The organism is Mesorhizobium sp. ArgA1 (genome assembly GCF_053714375.1).
Map to the genome: position 1 here is coordinate 195,516 of NZ_JBSKBQ010000004.1, position 19,909 is coordinate 215,424.

20 protein-coding genes are annotated in these 19,909 nt (G+C 63.3%); 10 read left to right on the forward strand and 10 right to left on the reverse strand.

What is annotated here, in order from left to right:
- Nucleotides 1-175: 175 nt before the first annotated feature.
- Both ACWGTI_RS13070 and ACWGTI_RS13075 read right to left on the reverse strand, forming a co-directional pair.
- A complete protein-coding gene (locus tag ACWGTI_RS13070) occupies nucleotides 176-706 on the reverse strand; it encodes a hypothetical protein (RefSeq protein ID WP_376740371.1) in 531 nt (176 codons plus the stop codon).
- Nucleotides 699-1,310, reverse strand: coding sequence for a CGNR zinc finger domain-containing protein (locus ACWGTI_RS13075; protein WP_454587487.1), 612 nt, complete (start codon nucleotides 1,308-1,310; stop codon nucleotides 699-701). Before ACWGTI_RS13075 ends, ACWGTI_RS13070 begins: the two co-directional genes overlap by 8 nt.
- A 146-nt stretch (nucleotides 1,311-1,456) precedes the next feature.
- On the opposite strand from ACWGTI_RS13075, the gene ACWGTI_RS13080 reads away from it, so the two are divergent.
- From ACWGTI_RS13080 to ACWGTI_RS13095, 4 genes are all read left to right on the forward strand, one after another.
- Entirely contained in the window at nucleotides 1,457-2,362 is a 906-nt protein-coding gene (locus ACWGTI_RS13080) for a branched-chain amino acid ABC transporter permease (RefSeq protein ID WP_454587488.1), read from the forward strand.
- 198 nt (nucleotides 2,363-2,560) lie between these two features.
- Entirely contained in the window at nucleotides 2,561-3,166 is a 606-nt protein-coding gene (locus tag ACWGTI_RS13085) for a TRAP transporter small permease subunit (RefSeq protein ID WP_454587489.1), read from the forward strand.
- Nucleotides 3,163-4,941 (forward strand): TRAP transporter large permease, encoded by a 1,779-nt coding sequence (locus ACWGTI_RS13090; protein WP_454587490.1) that lies wholly within the window; start codon nucleotides 3,163-3,165, stop codon nucleotides 4,939-4,941. Before ACWGTI_RS13085 ends, ACWGTI_RS13090 begins: the two co-directional genes overlap by 4 nt.
- A 19-nt stretch (nucleotides 4,942-4,960) precedes the next feature.
- A complete protein-coding gene (locus ACWGTI_RS13095) occupies nucleotides 4,961-5,989 on the forward strand; it encodes a zinc-dependent alcohol dehydrogenase family protein (protein ID WP_454587491.1) in 1,029 nt (342 codons plus the stop codon).
- Nucleotides 5,990-6,071: 82 nt separating this feature from the next.
- Here the strand turns inward: ACWGTI_RS13095 and ACWGTI_RS13100 are convergent, their stop codons facing one another.
- Complete coding sequence (locus tag ACWGTI_RS13100) at nucleotides 6,072-7,181, reverse strand: TRAP transporter substrate-binding protein (RefSeq protein ID WP_454587492.1); 1,110 nt, start codon at nucleotides 7,179-7,181, stop codon at nucleotides 6,072-6,074.
- A 292-nt stretch (nucleotides 7,182-7,473) separates the two neighbouring features.
- On the opposite strand from ACWGTI_RS13100, the gene ACWGTI_RS13105 reads away from it, so the two are divergent.
- The gene (locus ACWGTI_RS13105; RefSeq protein ID WP_454587493.1) at nucleotides 7,474-8,247 is read left to right on the forward strand and encodes a gamma-glutamyl-gamma-aminobutyrate hydrolase family protein; all 774 of its coding nucleotides are present in this window, start codon (nucleotides 7,474-7,476) and stop codon (nucleotides 8,245-8,247) included.
- A gap of 10 nt (nucleotides 8,248-8,257) precedes the next feature.
- Here the strand turns inward: ACWGTI_RS13105 and ACWGTI_RS13110 are convergent, their stop codons facing one another.
- From ACWGTI_RS13110 to ACWGTI_RS13130, 5 genes are all read right to left on the reverse strand, one after another.
- Nucleotides 8,258-8,668: a hypothetical protein gene (locus ACWGTI_RS13110; protein WP_454587494.1), complete on the reverse strand. Its 411-nt coding sequence runs from the start codon at nucleotides 8,666-8,668 to the stop codon at nucleotides 8,258-8,260.
- 90 nt (nucleotides 8,669-8,758) lie between these two features.
- Complete coding sequence (locus ACWGTI_RS13115; protein WP_454587495.1) at nucleotides 8,759-9,742, reverse strand: 2-hydroxyacid dehydrogenase; 984 nt, start codon at nucleotides 9,740-9,742, stop codon at nucleotides 8,759-8,761.
- Nucleotides 9,739-10,761: a LacI family DNA-binding transcriptional regulator gene (locus tag ACWGTI_RS13120; RefSeq protein WP_454576025.1), complete on the reverse strand. Its 1,023-nt coding sequence runs from the start codon at nucleotides 10,759-10,761 to the stop codon at nucleotides 9,739-9,741. The genes ACWGTI_RS13115 and ACWGTI_RS13120 overlap by 4 nt, the downstream gene beginning before the upstream one ends.
- A gap of 65 nt (nucleotides 10,762-10,826) precedes the next feature.
- On the reverse strand, nucleotides 10,827-11,711 hold the full coding sequence (locus ACWGTI_RS13125) for a DMT family transporter (protein ID WP_454587496.1): 885 nt from the start codon (nucleotides 11,709-11,711) through the stop codon (nucleotides 10,827-10,829).
- Between the two features lie 185 nt (nucleotides 11,712-11,896).
- Nucleotides 11,897-12,307, reverse strand: coding sequence for a DUF2000 family protein (locus tag ACWGTI_RS13130; protein WP_454587497.1), 411 nt, complete (start codon nucleotides 12,305-12,307; stop codon nucleotides 11,897-11,899).
- Between the two features lie 41 nt (nucleotides 12,308-12,348).
- Between ACWGTI_RS13130 and ACWGTI_RS13135 the strand changes: the two genes are divergently transcribed.
- Nucleotides 12,349-13,224 (forward strand): AraC family transcriptional regulator, encoded by an 876-nt coding sequence (locus ACWGTI_RS13135; RefSeq protein ID WP_454587498.1) that lies wholly within the window; start codon nucleotides 12,349-12,351, stop codon nucleotides 13,222-13,224.
- Between the two features lie 24 nt (nucleotides 13,225-13,248).
- Here ACWGTI_RS13135 and ACWGTI_RS13140 read toward each other — a convergent pair whose 3' ends face one another.
- Nucleotides 13,249-13,719, reverse strand: a complete 471-nt coding sequence (locus ACWGTI_RS13140; RefSeq protein WP_454587499.1) for a MarR family winged helix-turn-helix transcriptional regulator — start codon at nucleotides 13,717-13,719, stop codon at nucleotides 13,249-13,251.
- Nucleotides 13,720-14,142: 423 nt separating this feature from the next.
- Here ACWGTI_RS13140 and ACWGTI_RS13145 point away from each other — a divergent pair, with 423 nt between their 5' ends.
- Together ACWGTI_RS13145 and ACWGTI_RS13150 are read left to right on the forward strand one after the other, a co-directional pair.
- Nucleotides 14,143-15,213 carry a CobW family GTP-binding protein gene (locus ACWGTI_RS13145; protein ID WP_454587500.1) on the forward strand — a complete coding sequence of 357 codons (1,071 nt, stop codon included), beginning with the start codon at nucleotides 14,143-14,145 and terminating at the stop codon, nucleotides 15,211-15,213.
- A 251-nt stretch (nucleotides 15,214-15,464) separates the two neighbouring features.
- Entirely contained in the window at nucleotides 15,465-16,439 is a 975-nt protein-coding gene (locus ACWGTI_RS13150) for a WD40 repeat domain-containing protein (protein ID WP_454587501.1), read from the forward strand.
- Nucleotides 16,440-16,442: 3 nt separating this feature from the next.
- Here the strand turns inward: ACWGTI_RS13150 and ACWGTI_RS13155 are convergent, their stop codons facing one another.
- Nucleotides 16,443-16,895, reverse strand: a complete 453-nt coding sequence (locus ACWGTI_RS13155; protein ID WP_454587502.1) for a hypothetical protein — start codon at nucleotides 16,893-16,895, stop codon at nucleotides 16,443-16,445.
- 156 nt (nucleotides 16,896-17,051) lie between these two features.
- Here ACWGTI_RS13155 and ACWGTI_RS13160 point away from each other — a divergent pair, with 156 nt between their 5' ends.
- Nucleotides 17,052-18,434, forward strand: coding sequence for an aspartate aminotransferase family protein (locus tag ACWGTI_RS13160; RefSeq protein WP_454587503.1), 1,383 nt, complete (start codon nucleotides 17,052-17,054; stop codon nucleotides 18,432-18,434).
- A gap of 77 nt (nucleotides 18,435-18,511) precedes the next feature.
- Nucleotides 18,512-19,897: a glutamine synthetase family protein gene (locus ACWGTI_RS13165; RefSeq protein WP_454587699.1), complete on the forward strand. Its 1,386-nt coding sequence runs from the start codon at nucleotides 18,512-18,514 to the stop codon at nucleotides 19,895-19,897.
- Nucleotides 19,898-19,909: the final 12 nt, after the last annotated feature.

Sequence of the window (19,909 nt, forward strand, 5' to 3'; positions counted from 1 at the left end):
GTAGGAGTGAGATGGCGCAGTCTTTCTCCGCTTGCAAGGCAGGTCAAACGAAATCGAAAGTGCCAGGCAAAGCGCAACGAACGGTCTGCCGTCATCACGGCTCCCGCACGAAACCGATCCGCGGCGGTTGTCCGGCGACCGAAAATTTCTACTCAGTCGCGTCGCGCAAAACGCGTCAGCCTTTCGAGCAATCCGGCTTGGGCTCACCGGGCAGCTTGCCGTCGGGGTGGCCGGCAAGGTCGGGATTGGCGGTATAGAGCTGGTCGACCACCAGCGGACGATCGGGCAGGATCGACTGATCCTCTGTCGAGATCAACGTGGTGTCGATCTTCTGCAGGAACGTGCCGTCAGGACCCCTGATGCTGATGGAAATCGCATAGGGCTTGTCTTTGACGATGCAGGTCAGCGCCGGGCTTTCCAGGCTGACCTTGTCGAGCTTCGGCCAGACCTTCTGCTCGACCACCAGGGGAGGACCGCCGGCCGGATTCTGGAAGCTCGCGACCGCAACCTGGCCTTCGCCCATCGGCTGCAGGGGCCGCAGCGTCACGACATAGGTCGCCCGGGCGAGACGGTAGTTGAAGACGACGACCTTGCCGGAAACCTCGAACAGTTTGCCATCGCCGCCGGTGTCGCGGCAGGCGCCAAGCGCAACAGCGGCAATGAGCGCCGCACCGACAAGGATCGAACGAAAAAAACCCCTAGGCATTGTTGACCTCATGGGCCGCCGTGCGGCGGCGGCGATAGTGGCGGCTTGCTTTCTGGCGGTTGCCGCACACCGCCATGTCGCACCAGAGGCGGCTGGAATTGCGGCTCCTGTCGACGAACAGCCAACTGCAATTGGGACAGATCCTGAGCCTGGAAATCGTATCGTCGCGAAGTAGCGACAAGGCTGAAACCGCCAGCGCCGCCTCAAAGGCGATCGGCGTCGCTGGATCGCCGAACGGCTTGCCCGGGGCGCCGATCTCGGCCGGGCTCTGATCGAGGCCCTTGGCGCAGGCTTTTAGAAAAGGGGCGAGGTCGCCAGCGGCAAGCGCACCTTTCGACACGGCGCCGCGAAACAGCCGGTCGGTCGTCTCGCGGATCGACAGCACCACTGGCGCGATCATGTCCGGCGCGGCAGCCGCCAACCGCCTGCCGCCAAGCTCGGCGCCCCGAAAGCCGCTGGCAGCCTCGGCAAAGCGCGCGATCTCGGCCGGATCGGCAAACCGGTCGAAGGTTTTTCCCGGAGCGTTGCGCAACACTACGGTGTTGGCCGTGTCGAGCGCGAGCATGCCACCGGTGAAGCGATGCGGGGTCCAGGATACCGTCATATCGGAAATCTAACCGATAAATCGCGTTTGACAAGTTAGATTCTACGATGCAAACCTTGGCGCGGGCTCCGCGGAATTTGTTGGAGAGCACGTCGTTGCCCCAAAACCGCTTTGCACTATTGGGCGACACGCTCTGAAGGCTATCGATGCTCTATTTCTTCCAGCAGGTGCTGAACGGGCTGCATTCGGGCGCGCTCTATGCGCTGCTTGCCTTTGGCTACGTGCTGACCAACGGCATCCTGCACCGGACCAACCTCGCCTATGGCGCGCTGTTCGCCTTTTGCGGCCAGACGATGATCCTGACCGTGGCCTTCGCCTATCAGGCATTGTGGCTGACATTGCTGGCGGCGGTCGTGCTCGGCGTCGTCACGGCTTTCCTCTACGCCGCGCTGATCAGCCACGTGCTGTCGCGCAACGTCTTCGAACCACTGGCCGACCGAACGCCCAATGCCATCGTGGTGACGACGCTCGGCATCCTGCTGGTGCTGTCGGAAGCAAGCCGCATTGCCGCCGACACGCATGACTGGTGGCTGCCGCCGATGCTGGCGCAGCCCATTGTTTTCGCTCAGGATGCGAGCTTCAAGGCGACGCTGACGCTGATCCAGCTCATCGACTGCGCGACTGTTCTGGCGGCAATCGTCCTCGCCGCATGGGCGTTTGCCAGCTCCGGCTTCGGCCGCCGCTGGCGCGCCGTCTCCGACGATCCCCACGCGGCAGCCTTGTGCGGTGTTGATGTGCGCAGGGTGTTCCGGCACGCGGTGCTGTTTGGCGGTTTCTGCGCCGCGCTGGCCGGTGTCATGGCCGCCCTTTACTATGGCAATGTCAGCTTCGGCTCCGGCCTCGTCTACGGACTGAAGATCCTGTTCGTGACGGCAGTGGGCGGCTATCTCTCGCCGCCGCGGGCGGCGCTCGGTGCGGCCGCCTTCGGCATGGCGGAGTCGTTATGGGCCGGCTATTTCCCGATCGAATGGCGCGATGGCTGGATGTATCTGTTCCTCGTCGCAGCGCTTGTGCTGATCGGTCCCGGCCGCGACCAGCAGAAGATCGCCTGATCGCCGCATTGGGTGTCAGACTTTGGTTGCATGACGCAGCAGCCGGTCGGCACTTTATCCCCTGCCTCCCGCCACAACGGCGTTGATCGCGCCTATGCCATGTTGACCAGCCGAACCACGCGCGGCATACCGTTGGGCCACAGCGGCGCGACGGAAAACTAGGGGAGCCGGCGCGCCTTCGACACCAGGGAGGAATGCATGGCAGGGCTGCTGGCTCTATCCAGAACGATTGACCGTGTGAACGAGTTCATCGGCAGGTGGATATCCTGGCTCATTCTGGTGTCGATCCTGGTCAGCGCCGCGAATGCCATCATTCGCAAGGTGTTCGACACATCGTCGAATGCCTGGCTGGAGCTGCAGTGGTATCTGTTCGGCGCCGCCTTCATGCTGGCCGCCGCCTATACGCTGAAGCAGAACGACCATATCCGCATCGACATCGTCTACGGCATGTTCTCACGCCGTGTACAGCACTGGATCGACCTTCTCGGTCATCTCTTCTTCCTGATGCCGTTCGTGACGCTGATGGTGATCTATTTCGTGCCTTACGTGTCGCTGTCGTTCCGCAATGGCGAAATGTCGAACAATTCCGGCGGGCTGATCATCTGGCCGGCAAAGGCCATCCTTTTGGTCGGCTTCTTCCTGCTGGCCCTGCAAGGCATCTCCGAGATCATCAAGAAGATCGCCATCATGCGTGGCGACATGGACGATCCCAACCCGTTCATATCGGTGCATGAGCAGGCGGAGCTCGAGGCGAAAGCCCTCGCCGAAGAAGCCAAGGCGCTCGCCCAGGAGGCGCGTCCATGATCGAGTTCATCGCCCAGAACATGGCGCCGATCATGTTCGCTTCGTTGGTCATCTTCCTGTTGATCGGCTATCCCGTGGCGTTTTCGCTGGCCGCCAACGGCCTGATGTTCTTCGGCATCGGCGTGCTTCTGTCGCCCTATTCGGGCGGCTCGATCAATCTGGCCTGGCCGCTGCTGCACGCGCTGCCCGACAATTTCTACGGCAGCCGGGTGATGTCCAACGACACGCTCTTGGCGATCCCGTTCTTCACCTTCATGGGCATTGTGCTCGAGCGATCCGGCATGGCCGAGGACCTGCTCGACACGATCGGCCAGTTGTTCGGGCCGATCCGTGGCGGCCTTGCCTATGCGGTGATCTTCGTCGGCGCGCTGCTGGCGGCCACCACCGGCGTCGTGGCGGCGTCTGTCATCGCCATGGGTCTGATCTCGCTGCCGATCATGCTGCGCTACGGCTATGACCGGCGCGTGGCTTCGGGTGTGATTGCCGCCTCGGGCACGCTCGCCCAGATCATCCCCCCTTCGCTGGTGCTGATCGTGCTCGCCGACCAGCTTGGACGGTCCGTCGGCGACATGTATGCCGGCGCGCTGATCCCGGGCCTGGTCCTGACGGGGCTCTACACGCTCTACATCCTGATCGTAGCGATCGTCCGGCCGCACTCGATGCCCGCGCTGCCGCTGGCGGCCCGCACGCTCGGCCACGGCGTGCTGTCGCTGCTGGCGGCGCTGCTGGTGACGGTGGCTGTCTCCTACGCCGCCTACCGCTATCTCGCGCCGGCGCATGGCGACAATGCCGATATCCTCGGCGCCAGCGTCGGCGTGATCCTGATCTACGTTGTGGCGATCGCCGACAAGGGCCTGAACATCAACATGATGTCCAGATTGGCGCAGCAGGTGATCATCGTATTGATCCCGCCGCTGGCGCTGATCTTCCTGGTGCTTGGCACGATCTTCCTTGGCATCGCGACCCCGACCGAAGGCGGCGCCATGGGCGCGGTTGGCGCCCTTGCCATGGCCGCGATGAAGGGGCGGCTGTCGCTGGATGTCATCAAGCAGGCACTGGCTTCGACAACGAGGCTGTCGTCCTTCGTGCTGTTCATCCTGATCGGCGCGCGGGTGTTCTCGCTCACCTTCTACGGCGTCAACGGCCACGTCTGGGTCGAGCATTTGTTGACATCGCTGCCAGGTGGCGAGGTCGGCTTCCTGATTGGGGTCAACATCCTGGTCTTCGTGCTCGCCTTCTTCCTCGATTTCTTCGAGCTCGCCTTCATCATCGTGCCGCTTTTGGCGCCCGCCGCCGACAAGCTCGGTATCGACCTGATCTGGTTCGGCGTATTGCTCGGGGTCAACATGCAGACCTCCTTCATGCACCCGCCTTTCGGCTTCGCGCTATTCTACTTGCGCTCGGTCGCCGCCCGCGTGCCCTATCTCGACCGCCTCACCGGCAAGCAGATCGCGCCGGTCACCACCGGCCAGATCTATTGGGGAGCGGTGCCCTTTGTCTGCATCCAGGTGATCATGATCGGGCTTACCATCACCTTCCCGCAAATGGTCATGCGCTACAAGGGTGCCGCCGTCGACCCAGGCACGATCGAGATCAAATTGCCGGACATGCCAGGCCTTGCGCCTCTCGGCGCACCGCCACCGGCCGATGGCGGCGCATCACCCGCGGCGCCACCTTCGAACGATCTGGCGCAGCCACCGAACTTTGGCGAGACGCCGCCGGCCAACCCGGCGCCGCCGGCGACGGATCTGTCCAAGCCGCCGAGTTTCAACTGATGCCGAACCGGATAAAGCGATGAGAGCCGTGCGTCTGGAAGCCGTGGGCAGCATTGCGCTACGGGAAGTGGACAAGCCCGTTGCGGGGCCGCAGGACATTCTCGTGCGCATCGAAGCCTGCGGTGTTTGTGGCACCGACCGTCACCTCCTCCACGGCGAGTTCCCTTCGAGCCCGCCGGTGACACTTGGTCACGAATTCTGCGGCATCGTCGAGGCCGTCGGAGAAGCGGTCTCCGGCATCGCCGTCGGCGACCGCGTCACCGGCGACCCCAATATCTCCTGCGGGCGCTGCAGCCATTGCCGGTCCGGCCGCGTCAATTTGTGTAGCAATCTCAGGGCCATCGGCATCCATCGCGATGGCGGCTTCGCCGACTATGTCGTGATGCCGCAGAGCCAGGCTTTCCTTCTGCCTGCGAACCTCAAGCCAACGCATGGCGCCTTCTGCGAGCCGCTGGCGTGCTGCCTGCACGCCGTCGACCTTGCCGGCATCAGGCCCGGCGCTTCGGTGGTGGTGCTCGGTGGCGGTGTCATCGGCCTGCTCACCGTGCAATTGGCCAGGCTCGCAGGAGCGTCGACAATCATCCTGTCGACGCGGCAGGCCTCCCGCCGGGCGCTCGCCGAAGAACTCGGCGCAACGGTGACGGTCGATCCGAGTACCGTTGATCCGATCGAGGCCATTGCCGGGCCAGCCGGCCTTGTGCCGGGTGGGGTCGACGTGGTGCTCGAATGTGCCGGTGTCCCAGAAACCGTCGAACAATCGATGCGGCTGGCGAAGTCGGGCGGCACGGTCGTGATTGTCGGCGTGATGCCGCAAGGCATGAAGGTACCGTTCGAACCGTTCGACCTCTTGTTTCGCGAACTGAAGGTTCTTGGCTCGTTCATCAACCCGTTCACCCACAGGCGGGCAGCGGACCTTGTCGCGTCCGGCTCAATCGAGATCGACAAGCTCATTTCCAGACAGGTCGGCCTCGAGGAAGCCCCCTCGGTGATCTCCAATCCGGCCGCACCCGGCGAGGTCAAGGTGCTGGTGGTGCCGGGCAAGGGCTGAAGCACTCGGCATCAGGCCACGCCAGGCAAAGAAAAACCCCGGGCCGAGCCGCCCGGGGTTTCTTTGGATGTGGCCAGTGCGCCTACAGCTTGCCGTTGCGCTGCTGGACCATCATGAAGGTGTCGTAATTGTACTCGGCAACCTGCGCCCACAGATAGTGCTCTTTGCGGAAGCCCTTGATCGAGTCCCAGATCTTCTTGAACGGCGCGTTGGAGGCCTCCATCTCGGCGTAGACCTCATTGGCCTTCTCGAAACAGGCAGCCATGATCTCCGGGGTGAACGGGCGCAATTTGGCACCGCCGGCCACCAGCCGCTTCACTGCCGCAGGATTGAGGAAGTCGTATTTCTGCAGCATGTTGGCATCCGCCGCCTGGGCGGCGGTGTGCACCAGCGACTTGTAGGCCGGCGAAAGCTCTTCGTATTTCGCCTTGTTGAACAACAGATGGACGGTCGGGCCGCCTTCCCACCAGCCGGGATAGTAGTAGTAGGGCGCGACCTTGTAGAAACCGAGCTTCTCGTCGTCATAGGGCCCGACCCATTCGGCGGCGTCGATCGTGCCCTTTTCCAGCGCCGGATAGATGTCGCCACCGGCGATCTGCTGCGGCACGACGCCGAGCTTCGAGACAACTTTGCCGGCAAAGCCACCGATGCGCATCTTGAGGCCGGACAGGTCGGCGACGGTGTTGATCTCCTTGCGGAACCAGCCGCCCATCTGCACGCCGGTGTTGCCGCCGGGCAGGCCGAAAAGACCTTGCGTGGCGAGAAACTCGTTGAACAGGTCGATACCGCCGCCATGGTAGTGCCAGGCATTCATGCCGCGCGCATTGAGCGAGAACGGCACCGCCGCACCCAGCGCCCATGTCGGGTCCTTGCCCCAATAATAGTATGACACCGTATGACAGGCCTCGACGGTGCCGGCAGTGGTGGCGTCGGCGGCCTGCAGGCCGGGCACGAGCTCGCCGGAGGCGAAGACCTGGACCTGGAAATTGCCGTCGGTCGCTTCCGACAGCATCTTGGAGAAGACTTCCGCGCCGCCATAGATCGTATCGAGCGACTTGGGGAAGGATGACGCCAACCGCCATGTCACCTTCGGATTGGACTGGGCGATTGCCGGCGCGGCAAGCGTGGCGGCAGCTGCCGCGGCGCCCACGCCGGTGACCCCGGCCTTGCGGATGAATGAACGACGATCCATGCAGTTCCTCCCTATTGGACCAACAAACCGATATCGGGGACATCTGTCACCCGGTATCGGTTTGCCCGAAACAATACACGGGCAAGGGGTCGAGTCCAGCATGGCGGGGAGATTTGAAGGCGGCACTGGCGACAAATCCGTGAGGCGGGCGCCCAGCCTGCAACTATAGTCTAACGTTTATTGCGTGGCCCATGCGAGACAACGAAACTTGCCATGGAAAAGCGCCTTCGGATCGCCTATTTTGCAGGCACAATAGCTATTCGCTTCGCCTCAAAGGGAATCCGGACCCAAAATGCACCAGCCGCTCGTCGCCATATCGACCGACGTCCGTCAGTTCGACAACTACACCTGGCATGCCGCCCCGCAGCAATATATCGAGGCGGCACTTTCCGGCGCCGGCGTGTTCCCGCTCTTGGTGCCGTCCTTCGGCGACCGGCTCGATTTCGACGAGCTGCTGTCATCGGTCGGTGGCGTGATGGTGACCGGCTCGAAGTCCAACGTGCATCCCTCGCTCTATGGCGGCGACGTCAGCGAGGCCAACGGCCCCTACGATCCAGCGCGCGATTCCACCACGCTGCCGCTGATCCGCAAGGCGATCGAGCGCGGCGTGCCGCTGCTTGCCATCTGCCGCGGCATCCAGGAATTGAATGTGGCGCTGGGTGGTACGCTTGGCACCGAGATCCAGGAGCGCGAGGGCTCGCTCGACCACCGCGCGCCGGTGAGCGACAACCAGGACGAGCGTTTTGCCATTCACCAGACGATTTCGATCAAGGCCGGCAGTTGCCTGGCCGGTGTGTTCGGCGCCGGCGAGATGAAGGTCAACTCACTGCACCGCCAGGCGATCGACCGGCTCGGCTCAAAGCTGCAGATCGAAGCCGTCGCCGATGACGGCACGGTCGAGGCGGTTTCGGTGAAGGATGCCCGCGCCTTCGCCGTCGGTGTGCAGTGGCACCCCGAATACTGGGTCAAGTCGGACAGCAACTCGGCCAGGATTTTCCGCGCTTTCGGTGACGCGGTGCGCCTGCATGCTGCGGCGAAAGCCGGCGCGCGGGCGGCGGCCGAGTAAATCCCGACGATCAATTGCCGGCGGATTGATCCCGGTCATCGGTTGTCGCCAGCGAGAGCAGCGGCGTGGCCGGCGCGTAGGATTCGTAGCCATCGCCATCGGCAACCGAGAAAGTGACGATCGGGTCGATGCCGTCGGCGCTGAAGGCGACCGTGCCGTCCTGCTCCTCGCGCCAGAATTTCGCCCGCTCGATGCCGGGCAGCAGCCGGCGGCAATTCGGCGCCACCGTCAACAGCGACAGGCCATCGTTGATCGCGGCGCCGCGGGTAACCGCGCAGTCACCTTCGTCGCCATTGGCGACCAGCCTGAAGCTGGTGGATGGCGTGATCTCGTCGGCAGCGCTTTGGCCACCGCTACCCTGAAACAGCTGAACGCCGCCGAACAGCGCCGCGGCGGCGATCGATGCGGAAAGTATCTTCATTCTGGTATTCATCCACGCACACGCATTGGATGAATAATCATTTCGAAGGGTTAAGCCGACGTTAATAAATGTGGCCGTCGCGCCCCGGCGTTAACCGGTCGCCTTCACATTCACCGTCTCGGGCACCGGCGTCAGCGGCCGGCGCTCGCTGAACCATGAGACCAGATTGTCGACGCACAGATCCGCCATGGCGCGGCGCGTGTGGTGCGAGGCCGAACCGACATGCGGCAGCAGCGAGGTGTTGGGCGCTTCGAGCAAGGCCTTGGGCACATTCGGTTCGTCGGCAAAGACATCGAGCCCGGCGGCGGCGATCGTGCCGTTGGCAAGGGCTGCAGCGAGTGCCGGCTCATCGACCGTGCTGCCGCGGCCGATGTTGACGAAGACGCCATTGGCGCCGAGCGCTGCCAGGATTTCGGCATTGACCGCCTTTTCGGTCGAAGCGCCGCCCGGCACCACCGAAATCAGCGTATCGACCGCTTCGGCAAGGCCCTTCAGCGTCGGGTGGTATTGGTAGGCGAGATCTTCAATCTTGCGGCGGTTGTGGTAGGCGACCGGCAGCCCGAAGGCTTCCAGCCGGCGTGCAATGGCCAGGCCGATGCGGCCCATGCCGAAAATGCCGACATGGCGGCCGCGCAAGGTCAGCCGGCTCAGCGGATAGTTGCCCTTCTTCACCCAGCTGCCGTCGCGCAGCCATTTTTCGGCGGTGTACAGCTCACGCACTGTGTTGAGCAAAAGGCCGATCGTGGTGTCGGCGACCTCTTCGGTCAAAACATCGGGGGTATTGGTGACCATGATGTTTTTCTTGGCCGCGTGGACGGCATCCACCGAATCGTAGCCGACGCCGAAGGAGGCGATGAGTTCGAGGTTGGGCAGTGCATCCATCAATGCCGCGTTGACGCCGGCGAAGGACGCAATGGCGCGCACGTCACGGCGCATTTCGTCGGTGACCAGCGCCGGATCGGCGCGTTCGATCTTGACCCTTCTGAAGGTGCGGTCGATGCGCTCGACCGCATGGTCGTTGAAATGCCCCGGCACCAGAACGGCGACCGAGTGCAGCTGCTCAGGCCTGGTCATGCACGCTCCACCGGCTTGCCGGTCGACTGGCGCACATGCAGTTCCGGCTTGATCAGTTCCTGTGACGGCCGTACCGCCTGTCCGTTCAACTTGTCGAGCAGGGCGCTGGCGGCGCGGCGGCCGACCTCGCGCTGGCCATTCCAGACTGTGGTGAGCGCCGGTGTCGCGATGGCCGCCTCCTCGAGATCGTCATAGCCGGTGACCGAGATGTCGGCGCCGGGCACCAGGCCGGCGCGGGCAATGCCGTTCATCAGCCCTATGGCCACGAGATCATTCCAGCAGCAGGCGGCGGTTGGCTTGTCTTTCAGCGCCAAAAACTGTCCAGCCGCCTCGAATCCGCCCTGCTTTGTGCGCGGACCGGGAATGCGCCAGGACGGCCTGACTTCCAGTCCGGCGGCTTCCATGGCGTTGAGATAGCCCTGGTAGCGGTCGCGCCCGGTCGAAGTCTGGTCGGTGCCGCCGATCATGGCGATGCGCTTGTGGCCGAGCGAGATCAAATGATTGGTGGCAAGTCCTGTGCCATAGGCATCGTCGCCACGGAACACCGGCACGTCGGCGCCTTCGACGGTGCGCGCGATCAGCACCGCCGGCAGGCCGTTTTCCTCGGCCATGACGATGTCGGAAGCCGGTGTGCCGATGGCGGGCGACATGATGACGCCGTCGGCGCCGAGCTGCAGCAGCGTGTCGATGAAGGTGCGTTGTTTTTCCAGCTGGTCGTAGTGGTTGGACAGGATGAAGGTCTGCCGGCTGCGGTCGAGCTCGCTCTCGATCGAGCGCAGGATTTCGGCAAAGAACGGGTTCATGATGTCGTGGACGACGACGCCGACAATGCCCGAGCGCGAGGTGCGCAAAGATGCTGCGCGACGATTGTAGATATAGCCGATGGCGCGGGCGTGTTCCTTGATGCGGTCGCGCGTGCTGCCTGCGACCAGCGGGCTGTCGCGCAACGCGAGGGAAACCGTGGCCGTGGACACGCCAAGCGCATCCGCGATCGTCGAAAGCTTGATCTTCTGTGCCAGCCCTTCGCTCCCCGAGTTTTTTAAATTTTTTAAATGCGGCGTTATGCCATCGGATTCGGAGCAAATCAAAGTTTTTTCGCCAGCGCCTCGGCCTCAACGTCGACAGTAGTCCTGTTATGCAGCCGCAGACGATGCTCGCGATGGAGGATGTAGAGGCCACTGGCGACAATGATGGCAGCCCCCACCAACGTCCAGCGATCGGGGAACTGATGAAAGATGATCCAGCCGGACAGTATCATCCAGACCATCTGCGAATAGGGGTATGGCGCCAGCGCCGTGGTGGTCGCGAGGCGGTAGGCCTGCACCAGAAGCCAGTGGCCGCCGGCGCCGAACACGCCCAGCATCACCAGGATGAACCAGTGCCAGCCATCCTGCGGTAGCTGATGTGAGAACGGCAGCATGGGTAAAAGCAGCACGGCCGGCGCGAGTGCTGAAAACAGGATCAGGCTCTCCGAGCTTTCGCTGGCCGACATGCGCCGCGTCATGATGACGTAAAAGGAGTTCGACAGCATCGAGCCGAGCGCAAAGAGATGGCCGACGCCGAAGACGCCGACGCCCGGCCTTGTGATGACCAGCACGCCGACAAAGCCCGACAGGATCGCCAGCCAGCGCCGCCAGCCGGCCCATTCGCCAAGCAGCGGTCCGGCAAGGGCGGTGATCACCATCGGGCCGAAGAAGTAGATCGAGGTGGTTTCGGCCAGCTGCAGGGTTTTGAGCGCCATGACGTTGCACATGGTCGAGCCGAACAGCAGACCGCCGCGCAGGATATGGGCGGGCAGGTTGTTGGCGCGGAAGCGCGAGGGCTCGCGCCAGCCGCGCAGGAAGACGCCGACGAGCAGGACATGGACGGTGAAGCGGGCCCACGCGACGATCAGCGCCGAGATGCCGGCCAGCACCAGATATTTGCTCGAGGTGTCGAGAAAGGTGAAAAACACATAGGTCGAAAGCATGAATAGCATCGCCGCGGGCGGCGTTGCGCTTTCGTCTGATTTTGCGGGAACGTTCAAGGTCAGGCCGGGCAGGAAGGATAGACGCCTACCTTTGCGGCAATCGCCTACGCCCGGCAAGCCAAAAGCGACTGGCATAACAGGCGCTGCCGACAGGCTCAGAGCACCGCGCGCCCATTGCCCAAGAATTAGGCATGCATGCGGGCGCCCTTGGTGATCTTGTCGACAAGTTTCTTGTCGGCGCGCAACGCGATGCCGACGATCCTGGCGTCGTCGGGCGCGAATTGCGCAAAGACGGCGCGGTTGGCCGCGTCGAAGCAGGTGACAAACATCTCCTCGACATAGGCCGAGGTCACAACACCGCGTTCCAGCGCCCGGCGATGGATGGCGTTGAGCGTCGGACCATCGGCCGACAGCACGATGACCGGCTGGATCGACAGCGGATTGTAGAGGTTGCCGGCGCGGTCGCGATAGGGCTCGCCGATGATCTCGGGAAACTGCGCGACGATGCCGCTGGTCAGGAACGCGGTGACATTGAGTTTCTGCCAGACGGCGAGATCATCCCTCAAGACGATTGCAAATTTCGTATCGAATACCAAAATCAGGACTCCAAAAGTGGCCCCTATGGGCAGGATAGGCGATGGCGCAGGATCTAGACGGTGAGGCGGCACAGGGTCTTGAACGTTCGTGCGCGAACTCAATCACCCTTGGGGACCGCATCGTTTCAGCGCCCGGCGGCAGCGGCATCGAACGCATCGAGGCGCATTTCCATGGCAACGCCTTCGATCTGCACCGCCATGACACGCTGGCCATCGGCGTGACGCTGTCCGGCGTGCAGCGCTTCCACTATCGCGGCGCGGTGCAGAACAGCTTGCCCGGCCAGGTGATCGTGCTGCATCCCGATGAAGTGCACGATGGCGGCGCCGGCACCGAGGACGGCTTGCGCTACCGGATCCTCTATCTGGAGCCGTCGCTGCTGCTCGACTGCCTCGACGGCGCGCCACTGCCTTTCGTCAGGGATGCGGTGGTGAGCGATCCTGCCTTGCGCGGCACGCTGCTTTCGGCACTGTCGCCCCTCGACGAGGAACTGGACGAGTTGTTCGTTACGGATTTCGTTGCCGACCTGGCGCAGCATCTGGGGCGCCACGGCGGACAGAAGGCAAAGCCGACGGGAAAGACGGCTTGGCGTGCCGCGGCGCTGGCACGCGACTATCTTGAGGAGAATGCCGAGCGGCCCGTGCGTTCCGATGAGCTGGAAGCCGTCACAGGGCTCGACCGCTATGCGCTGTCACGCCATTTCCGCGCGACCTATTCCACCAGCCCGCATCGTTTCCTGTTGATGCGCCGGCTGCAAAAGGCAAGACGGATGATCGAGGCAGGCGAACCGTTGGCCGAAATCGCCGTTGGCGCCGGCTTCAGCGACCAGAGCCATTTCAACAGACATTTCAAGAAAGCGTTCGGCCTGACGCCCGGGCGCTGGTCCACGCTGGTGCGCGGACCCGCGGTGGCGGCCTAAATCACTAAGCAGGCAACGTGCCGATCAATCGTCGATGTCGATGTCGTCGTCGACGAGCACCAGCTCTTCGTTCGACAGATTGGCCTCGATGCGGGCGAGCAGCTTGAACAGCGTCTTCTGCTCTTTCTTGTCGAGGCCCTTCAAGGCCTGCTTTTCGGTCTTCTTCACCGACTTTTCGATGGCGTGGATGATTTCGCGGCCGGTGTCGGTGAGGAAGATATGCGCCTGGCGGGCATCCGCCGAGGAGGCGCGCTTTTCCAGGAAACCCTGCGCCTGCAGCCGGTTGATGGTCTTGGTGATGGTCGGCGGGCGCACGCCGAGGCGGCCGGCGAGATTGCCGGGCGTCTGGCCGTCCTCGCGGTCGAGCGTGAGCATGATCTGGTCCTGGCCGGCATAGAAGCCGTGCGCCAGAAGCCGCGCCGCCAGCGCGGTCCTTGCCAGCCTTGCCGCCGAATGCAGCCGGCTCATCGTTGCAGTCTTGTCCGCCTTGGCCATGATGATCCCTCTTCGGCCGTACCGGTGCGTGCAGCATAGACGCAGCCGGCCGGTTGGCAATCGACGATCAAAAAGATTCCGGCTTTCGAAACAGCTTTGCCGGCAAGCATTTGTGGTGCCCACCGTGGTGATGCCAGATGTTTATTTCAGTTAGATGACAAACAAGTTTCCGCCAAGGCGATTGCAACGGTTTGGCGCGGCGCGGCTCCGAACAGGTCGACGAAGAGTTGTTTCAGGCGACGGCTTGGACGGTCCGCATCCCTCGCAGGGGTGATATTTCGGTCCACCCATCCGCTCCGGCACCCCTGGGTCAAACGCCAAGGCGGTTTGTCTCGTGCAAAAGGCCGGCACACATCCTATATCAGGCCGACAATCCCATTTTGCGGCCCGGAATTTCGCGGCCCAGCTATTTCGAGGCAAGACATGAGCGATGCACAGACGACGCAAATCCCCGTGACCGTTCTGACCGGCTATCTCGGCGCCGGCAAGACGACGCTGCTCAACCGCATCCTGTCGGAAAACCACGGCAAGCGTTATGCCGTCATCGTCAATGAATTCGGCGAGATCGGCATCGACAACGAGCTGATCGTGGAATCCGACGAGGAAATCTACGAAATGAACAATGGTTGCGTCTGCTGCACGGTGCGCGGCGACCTGATCCGGGTCGTCGAAGGCCTGATGCGCCGCCCGGGCCGTTTCGACGCCATCGTCGTCGAGACCACGGGTCTGGCCGACCCGGTGCCGGTGGCGCAGACCTTCTTCATGGACGATGACGTGCGCTCCAAGACCAAGCTCGACGCGGTGGTGGCGCTGGTCGACGCCAAGCATCTGCCGCTTCGGCTCAAGGATTCCAGGGAGGCCGAGGACCAGATCGCCTTCGCCGATGTCGTCGTGCTCAACAAGAGCGACCTGGTGACGCCGGAAGAACTGGCCAAGGTCGAAGCGACCATCCGCGCCATCAACCCGGCGGCCAGGATCCACCGCACCACGCGGGCCGGTGTGGCGCTGTCCGAAGTGCTCGACCGCGGCGCCTTCGACCTGTCGCGCGCGCTGGAAAACGACCCGCATTTCCTCGAAGCGCACGATCATGATCACGACCACCATGACCATGACCATGACCATGATCACCACCATCACGATCATGACGGCCACGACCATCATCACCACGATCACGCGCACCCGTCCGACATCCATGACGTGACGGTGCAGTCGGTGTCGCTGCGCGGCGGCGAGATGGACCCGAAGAAGTTCTTCCCCTGGATCGAGAAGATCACCCAGATGGAAGGCCCCAACATCCTGCGGCTGAAAGGCATCATCGCACTCAAGGGCGACGACGAGCGCTATGTCATCCAGGGCGTGCACATGATCATCGAAGGCGACCACCAGCGCGCCTGGAAGGACGGCGAGAAGCATGAGAGCCGGCTGGTCTTCATCGGCCGAGAGCTCGACGCCGAGCGGTTGAAGAAGAGTTTTGACGCCTGCCAGGCGGCTTGATTTCCAAGCCTTATAGAGCTAGCGCTGCCGCTTCTTTCCTTCTCCCCTTGTGGGAGAAGGTGGCCTCGCGAAGCGAGGTCGGATGAGGGGTGCTCCAGCTTGGCACCGACGGCGATCCTTCGCCCACCCCTCAACCGTCTCGGCGCTGCGCGCCGATCCACCTTCTCCCACAAGGGGAGAAGGTTGGCGCCACACCTGGCCGCGCTGGCTGCTTTCAGGGGGTGGCGACAAACTTCATTGGAACGGTTCTGATGCCCACAGTTGCCCCCCTCGACCTCGATGGCCATTGCGTCGCCGCCGTCTTCCTCGACAACGTGCCGCATTTTGCGCTGGCCGACGGCGCCATTCATCGGCTCGACAATGGCCACAAGACGGCGCAGGCCAATGACGGGCTGCTGGCTGCCTTCCACGATGTCGCCAATGACCGGCTGATCACCGGCGGCGAGGACGGCAAGATTCTTGCCGTTACCGCAGGTGGCAATGTCAGCGAACTGGCGAGCGCCGGCAAGAAATGGATCACCAGCGTTGCCGCCGGGCCGCAAGGCGCCATCGCCTATGCCACGGGCAAGACCGCCTTCGTGCGCTTTGCCGACGGCAAGACCAAGGAGTTCGCCCATCCGCGTTCGGTCGAGGGGCTGGCCTTCTCGCCCAAGGGCATGCGCTTCGGCGTCGCCCGCTACAATGGCGCGACGCTGCATTTTCCGGCCGCCGAGGGCAAGCCGGTGGAACTGGAATGGGCCGGCGCCCACACCGGCATCACCTTTTCGCCGGATGGCGCCTTCCTGGTCACCACCATGCAGGAAAACGCGCTGCATGGCTGGAAGCTGGCCGACGGCAAGCACATGCGCATGACCGGCTACCCCGGCAAGGTCAAAAGTCTGTCATGGAGCGTCAAAGGCAAATGGCTGGCGAGTTCCGGTGCGCCGGCAGCGATTGTCTGGCCGTTTTCCGGCAAGGACGGCCCGATGGGCAAGGCACCCCTGGAACTCGGCACGCGCGGCAACGCCATGGTGACCGCGGTCGCCTGCCATCCGAGCCAGGATGTCGTCGCCATCGGCTATGATGACGGCATGGTGATGGCTGTACGTTTCGCTGACGCCAAGGAAGTGCTGTTGCGCCGCCCGGGCAAGGGCGCCATCACATCGATGATGTGGGACAAGGAAGAGCGCCGCATCGCCTTCGGCAGCGCCGCGGGCGATTGCGGCGTCATCGACATCTCTGCTTAAGCCTTATTCGGCCCCGCACGACACCTTGCCGGTCAAGGTCTTGGGCTTGCCGTCCTTTTCTGTATCGGCCGCGGCATCATATATGGCGAGCGTGTAGCGGCCGACATATTCGCCTTCGTCGCGAGCCTTGGTGAGGATCGTCAGTTCCACCGAGTTGATGGCGTCTTTCACCTCCGTCTCGTGGTAGATGTTCAGCCGCAATTCCTTGTCGTCGAGCCAGTACTGGGTGAGGTTCGAATCCTCAAACACGGTCTTGCGCAGGCTGTCGCCTTCCGGCCTGCCGACGATTTCCAGATCGCCGCGAAAATTGAAGGTCGGGCCGCCCATGCCGGTGGTGACGCCGGCACCAACCTCGAATTTTACCGCCTTGCCGTCAACGGAACACCATACGCCACCCGATGCGAAGGCCGTACCAGCCGATAGCAGAAGCATTGCCGTTGAAACGATTGCCCGCATTTTCTCCCTCCAGAACCACAAGCCAACCGCATTGGCGCCGGGCTTTGCGTCAAGGTCAAGGCCGGCCTGGTGCCGCTGACCCAATGCAGGGCAACCCGGCGGCCAATTGCGGTTTGAGATGGCGATTGGCTAGAGTGCTTGCCGAGAGGGATTTTCATGCATTCAAACGACCATTCAGGCCTATCGATCGGCGGCATCAGCCGTGACCGCATCGCCGCATTGCGGACAAGCGAGGCGGAAGCCTTCCGCACGGCGCGGCCGAAATCCGCGGCCAAGGCAGGCAATGGCCTGCCGGGCTTCTTCGGCGGCGTGCCGATGCACTGGATGAACGATTGGCCGACGCCGTTTCCGATCCTGGTCGACAGCGCCAAAGGCGCCACCATTACCGACATTGACGGTATCAGGCTCGACGATTTCTGCCTCGGCGACACTGGCTCGATGTTCGGCCATTCGCCTCCGCCGGTGGCGCGGGCCATCCGCCGCCAGGCCGGACGCGGCCTAACCTATATGCTGCCTTCGGAGGATGCGCTGGCCATCGGGCCGCTGCTCATGCAGCGCTTCGGCCTGCCGTTCTGGCAGATCGCCACAACCGCCACCGACGCCAATCGCTTCGCGCTGCGGGTTGCCCGTGCTATCACCGGCCGCGAAAAAATACTGGTGTTCAATGGCTGCTATCACGGCTCCGTCGACGAGACGATGGTGCGGCTGGTCGACGGCAGGCCGGTCAACCGGCCGGGACTGGCGGGCGAATTTCGCGACCTGACCAGGGCGGCGAAGGTCATCGAATTCAACGATGTCGCCGGGCTGGAAGCGGCGCTCAAGGACAAGGATGTTGCCTGCGTCATCGCCGAGCCGGTGCTGACCAATTCCTGCATGGTGCTGCCCGATCGCGGTTTTCACGATGCGTTGCGCAAGCTGACACGGGCGGCCGGCACGCTGCTGCTGATCGACGAAACGCACACCATCTCCACCGGCCCGGGCGGCTACACCAAAAAATTCGGACTGGAGCCGGACTTCTTCGTGCTGGGCAAGCCGATTGCCGGCGGCGTGCCGGCGAGTGTTTGGGGCATGAGCGATGAAGTCGCCAGCCGCTACGCCGACTACAACAGGACCAAGCAGCCCGGTTATTCCGGCATGGGCACGACGCTGTCGGCCAACCCGCTGCAATTCGCGGCGATGCGCGCCACGCTTGAAGAGGTGATGACGCAAGAGAACTACGCCCGTATGGACCGTCTGGCGCTGCGGCTCGACGCCGGGCTGACCGGGGTCATCGACCGCTACAATCTGCCCTGGCACGTCGCCCGTGTCGGCGCTCGAGTCGAGTTCATCTGCGCGCCCGGCCCGCTGCGCAACGGCGCCGAGGCCGAAACGGCGCATGCGCCGGAACTCGAAGCGGCGGTCCATGTCGCGCTGGTCAACCAGGGCGTGCTGATCGCGCCGTTCCACAACATGATGCTTATCTCGCCGGCCACCACCGGCGCCCAGGTGAACCGGCTGATCACCGCTTTCGCCACGGTTGCGGCAAGGCTGACGGCATGAGACAAGCGAGTGAATGGACGGCGACTGAACGGGCGGCTACCGAACTGACCGCCAAGGAAACCTTGAGTACAGTAATCATGACTTCACCTTCGGGCTCGACGCCCGCCGAGGCGCAAGCCTTTCTTGACGCCCATCCCGAAATCGAAGCTTTCGATATCGTGCTGACCGACGCCAATGGCGTCGGCCGCGGCAAGATCGTGCGCCGGCATGAGCTGAAAAGCATTTTCGAGGGTGGCCGCCACATGCCGATCTCGATCCTCGGCCTCGACATCACCGGCGAGGATGTGCACGAGACCGGACTGATCTGGACGACCGGCGACGGCGACCTCAGGGCATGGCCAATCCCCGGCACGCTGGTGCCGCTCTATGGCACCAGCCCACCGCGCGGCCAGCTGCTGATGGCGATGTACCATCTCGACGGACAACCAATGTCGTCGGACCCGCGGCTTTCGCTGGCCAGGCAGGTCGACATATTGGCAGCCAAGGGCCTCTATCCCGCCGGCGCCTTCGAGCTCGAATTCTTCCTGCTCGCCAATGAGCGTGACGCCGACGGCAAGGTAAAGCCGGCTGACGCCGTGCTCGACGGCCGCCGCTCGGCCAAGACCGAGGTCTATTCGGTCGACCATCTTCACGGCATGGAGCCGCTGTTTTCCGACATCTATGCCGCGGCCAAGGCGCAAGGCATACCGGCTGAGACGGTGATTTCCGAATATGCGCCCGGCCAGTACGAATTGACGCTGAATTACCGCAAGGATGTGATGCGGGCGGCCGACGATCTGGTGATGCTGAAGCGGCTGGTGCGGGCGCAGGCGCGCCGCCACGGTGTCACCGCCTGCTTCATGGCCAAGCCGATCGAAAAATACGCCGGCTCCGGCATGCATTTCCATGTCTCGCTACAGGACAAGAACGGCCGAAACGTATTTGCCGAAGCCGGCGGTGAAAGCTGGTCGCTGCCGCTGCTGCAAGGGCTCGGCGGTCTGATCCAGACCATGGCCGAATCGATGCTGGTGTTTGCGCCGCATGCCAATTCCTGGCGGCGCTTCGTGTCCCAATCCTATGCACCGGTGGCGCCGACATGGGGCGTCAACAACCGTTCGGTGGCGCTGCGCGTGCCGGCGGGTGACGCGAAGAACCGGCGCATCGAACATCGGCCGTCGGGCGTCGATGCTAACCCGTATCTGATCGCGGCGACGGTGCTGGCCGGCATCGTCAAGGGACTGGATGAAGGTCTCGACCCCGGTCCGGAGACGACTGGTAATGGCTATGAAGCAGCCGTCACGCGCACGACCATGCCGGTCGACTGGCGCGCCGCGATCGAGGCGGCGCGGGCGTCGAGCTTCCTTAAAGAGGCGCTGGGCGAAGACCTGCACCGCACCTTCGTGGCGATCAAGCAGTCCGAATATCTGCGCGTCGCCCGCACCGTCAGCGAGCTCGACTACCACCTCTATCTGCACGAGGTGTGATGGGCGAAACTG

Bases quoted from the DNA above. Each gene is read 5' to 3' on its own strand.
- ACWGTI_RS13070 (WP_376740371.1), bottom strand. From the start codon at position 706: ATGCCTAGGGGTTTTTTTCGTTCGATCCTTGTCGGTGCGGCGCTCATT.
- ACWGTI_RS13075 (WP_454587487.1), bottom strand. From the start codon at position 1,310: ATGACGGTATCCTGGACCCCGCATCGCTTCACCGGTGGCATGCTCGCG.
- ACWGTI_RS13080 (WP_454587488.1), top strand. From the start codon at position 1,457: ATGCTCTATTTCTTCCAGCAGGTGCTGAACGGGCTGCATTCGGGCGCG.
- ACWGTI_RS13085 (WP_454587489.1), top strand. From the start codon at position 2,561: ATGGCAGGGCTGCTGGCTCTATCCAGAACGATTGACCGTGTGAACGAG.
- ACWGTI_RS13090 (WP_454587490.1), top strand. From the start codon at position 3,163: ATGATCGAGTTCATCGCCCAGAACATGGCGCCGATCATGTTCGCTTCG.
- ACWGTI_RS13095 (WP_454587491.1), top strand. From the start codon at position 4,961: ATGAGAGCCGTGCGTCTGGAAGCCGTGGGCAGCATTGCGCTACGGGAA.
- ACWGTI_RS13100 (WP_454587492.1), bottom strand. From the start codon at position 7,181: ATGGATCGTCGTTCATTCATCCGCAAGGCCGGGGTCACCGGCGTGGGC.
- ACWGTI_RS13105 (WP_454587493.1), top strand. From the start codon at position 7,474: ATGCACCAGCCGCTCGTCGCCATATCGACCGACGTCCGTCAGTTCGAC.
- ACWGTI_RS13110 (WP_454587494.1), bottom strand. From the start codon at position 8,668: ATGAAGATACTTTCCGCATCGATCGCCGCCGCGGCGCTGTTCGGCGGC.
- ACWGTI_RS13115 (WP_454587495.1), bottom strand. From the start codon at position 9,742: ATGACCAGGCCTGAGCAGCTGCACTCGGTCGCCGTTCTGGTGCCGGGG.
- ACWGTI_RS13125 (WP_454587496.1), bottom strand. From the start codon at position 11,711: ATGCTTTCGACCTATGTGTTTTTCACCTTTCTCGACACCTCGAGCAAA.
- ACWGTI_RS13135 (WP_454587498.1), top strand. From the start codon at position 12,349: ATGGCGCAGGATCTAGACGGTGAGGCGGCACAGGGTCTTGAACGTTCG.
- ACWGTI_RS13140 (WP_454587499.1), bottom strand. From the start codon at position 13,719: ATGGCCAAGGCGGACAAGACTGCAACGATGAGCCGGCTGCATTCGGCG.
- ACWGTI_RS13145 (WP_454587500.1), top strand. From the start codon at position 14,143: ATGAGCGATGCACAGACGACGCAAATCCCCGTGACCGTTCTGACCGGC.
- ACWGTI_RS13150 (WP_454587501.1), top strand. From the start codon at position 15,465: ATGCCCACAGTTGCCCCCCTCGACCTCGATGGCCATTGCGTCGCCGCC.
- ACWGTI_RS13155 (WP_454587502.1), bottom strand. From the start codon at position 16,895: ATGCGGGCAATCGTTTCAACGGCAATGCTTCTGCTATCGGCTGGTACG.
- ACWGTI_RS13160 (WP_454587503.1), top strand. From the start codon at position 17,052: ATGCATTCAAACGACCATTCAGGCCTATCGATCGGCGGCATCAGCCGT.
- ACWGTI_RS13165 (WP_454587699.1), top strand. From the start codon at position 18,512: ATGACTTCACCTTCGGGCTCGACGCCCGCCGAGGCGCAAGCCTTTCTT.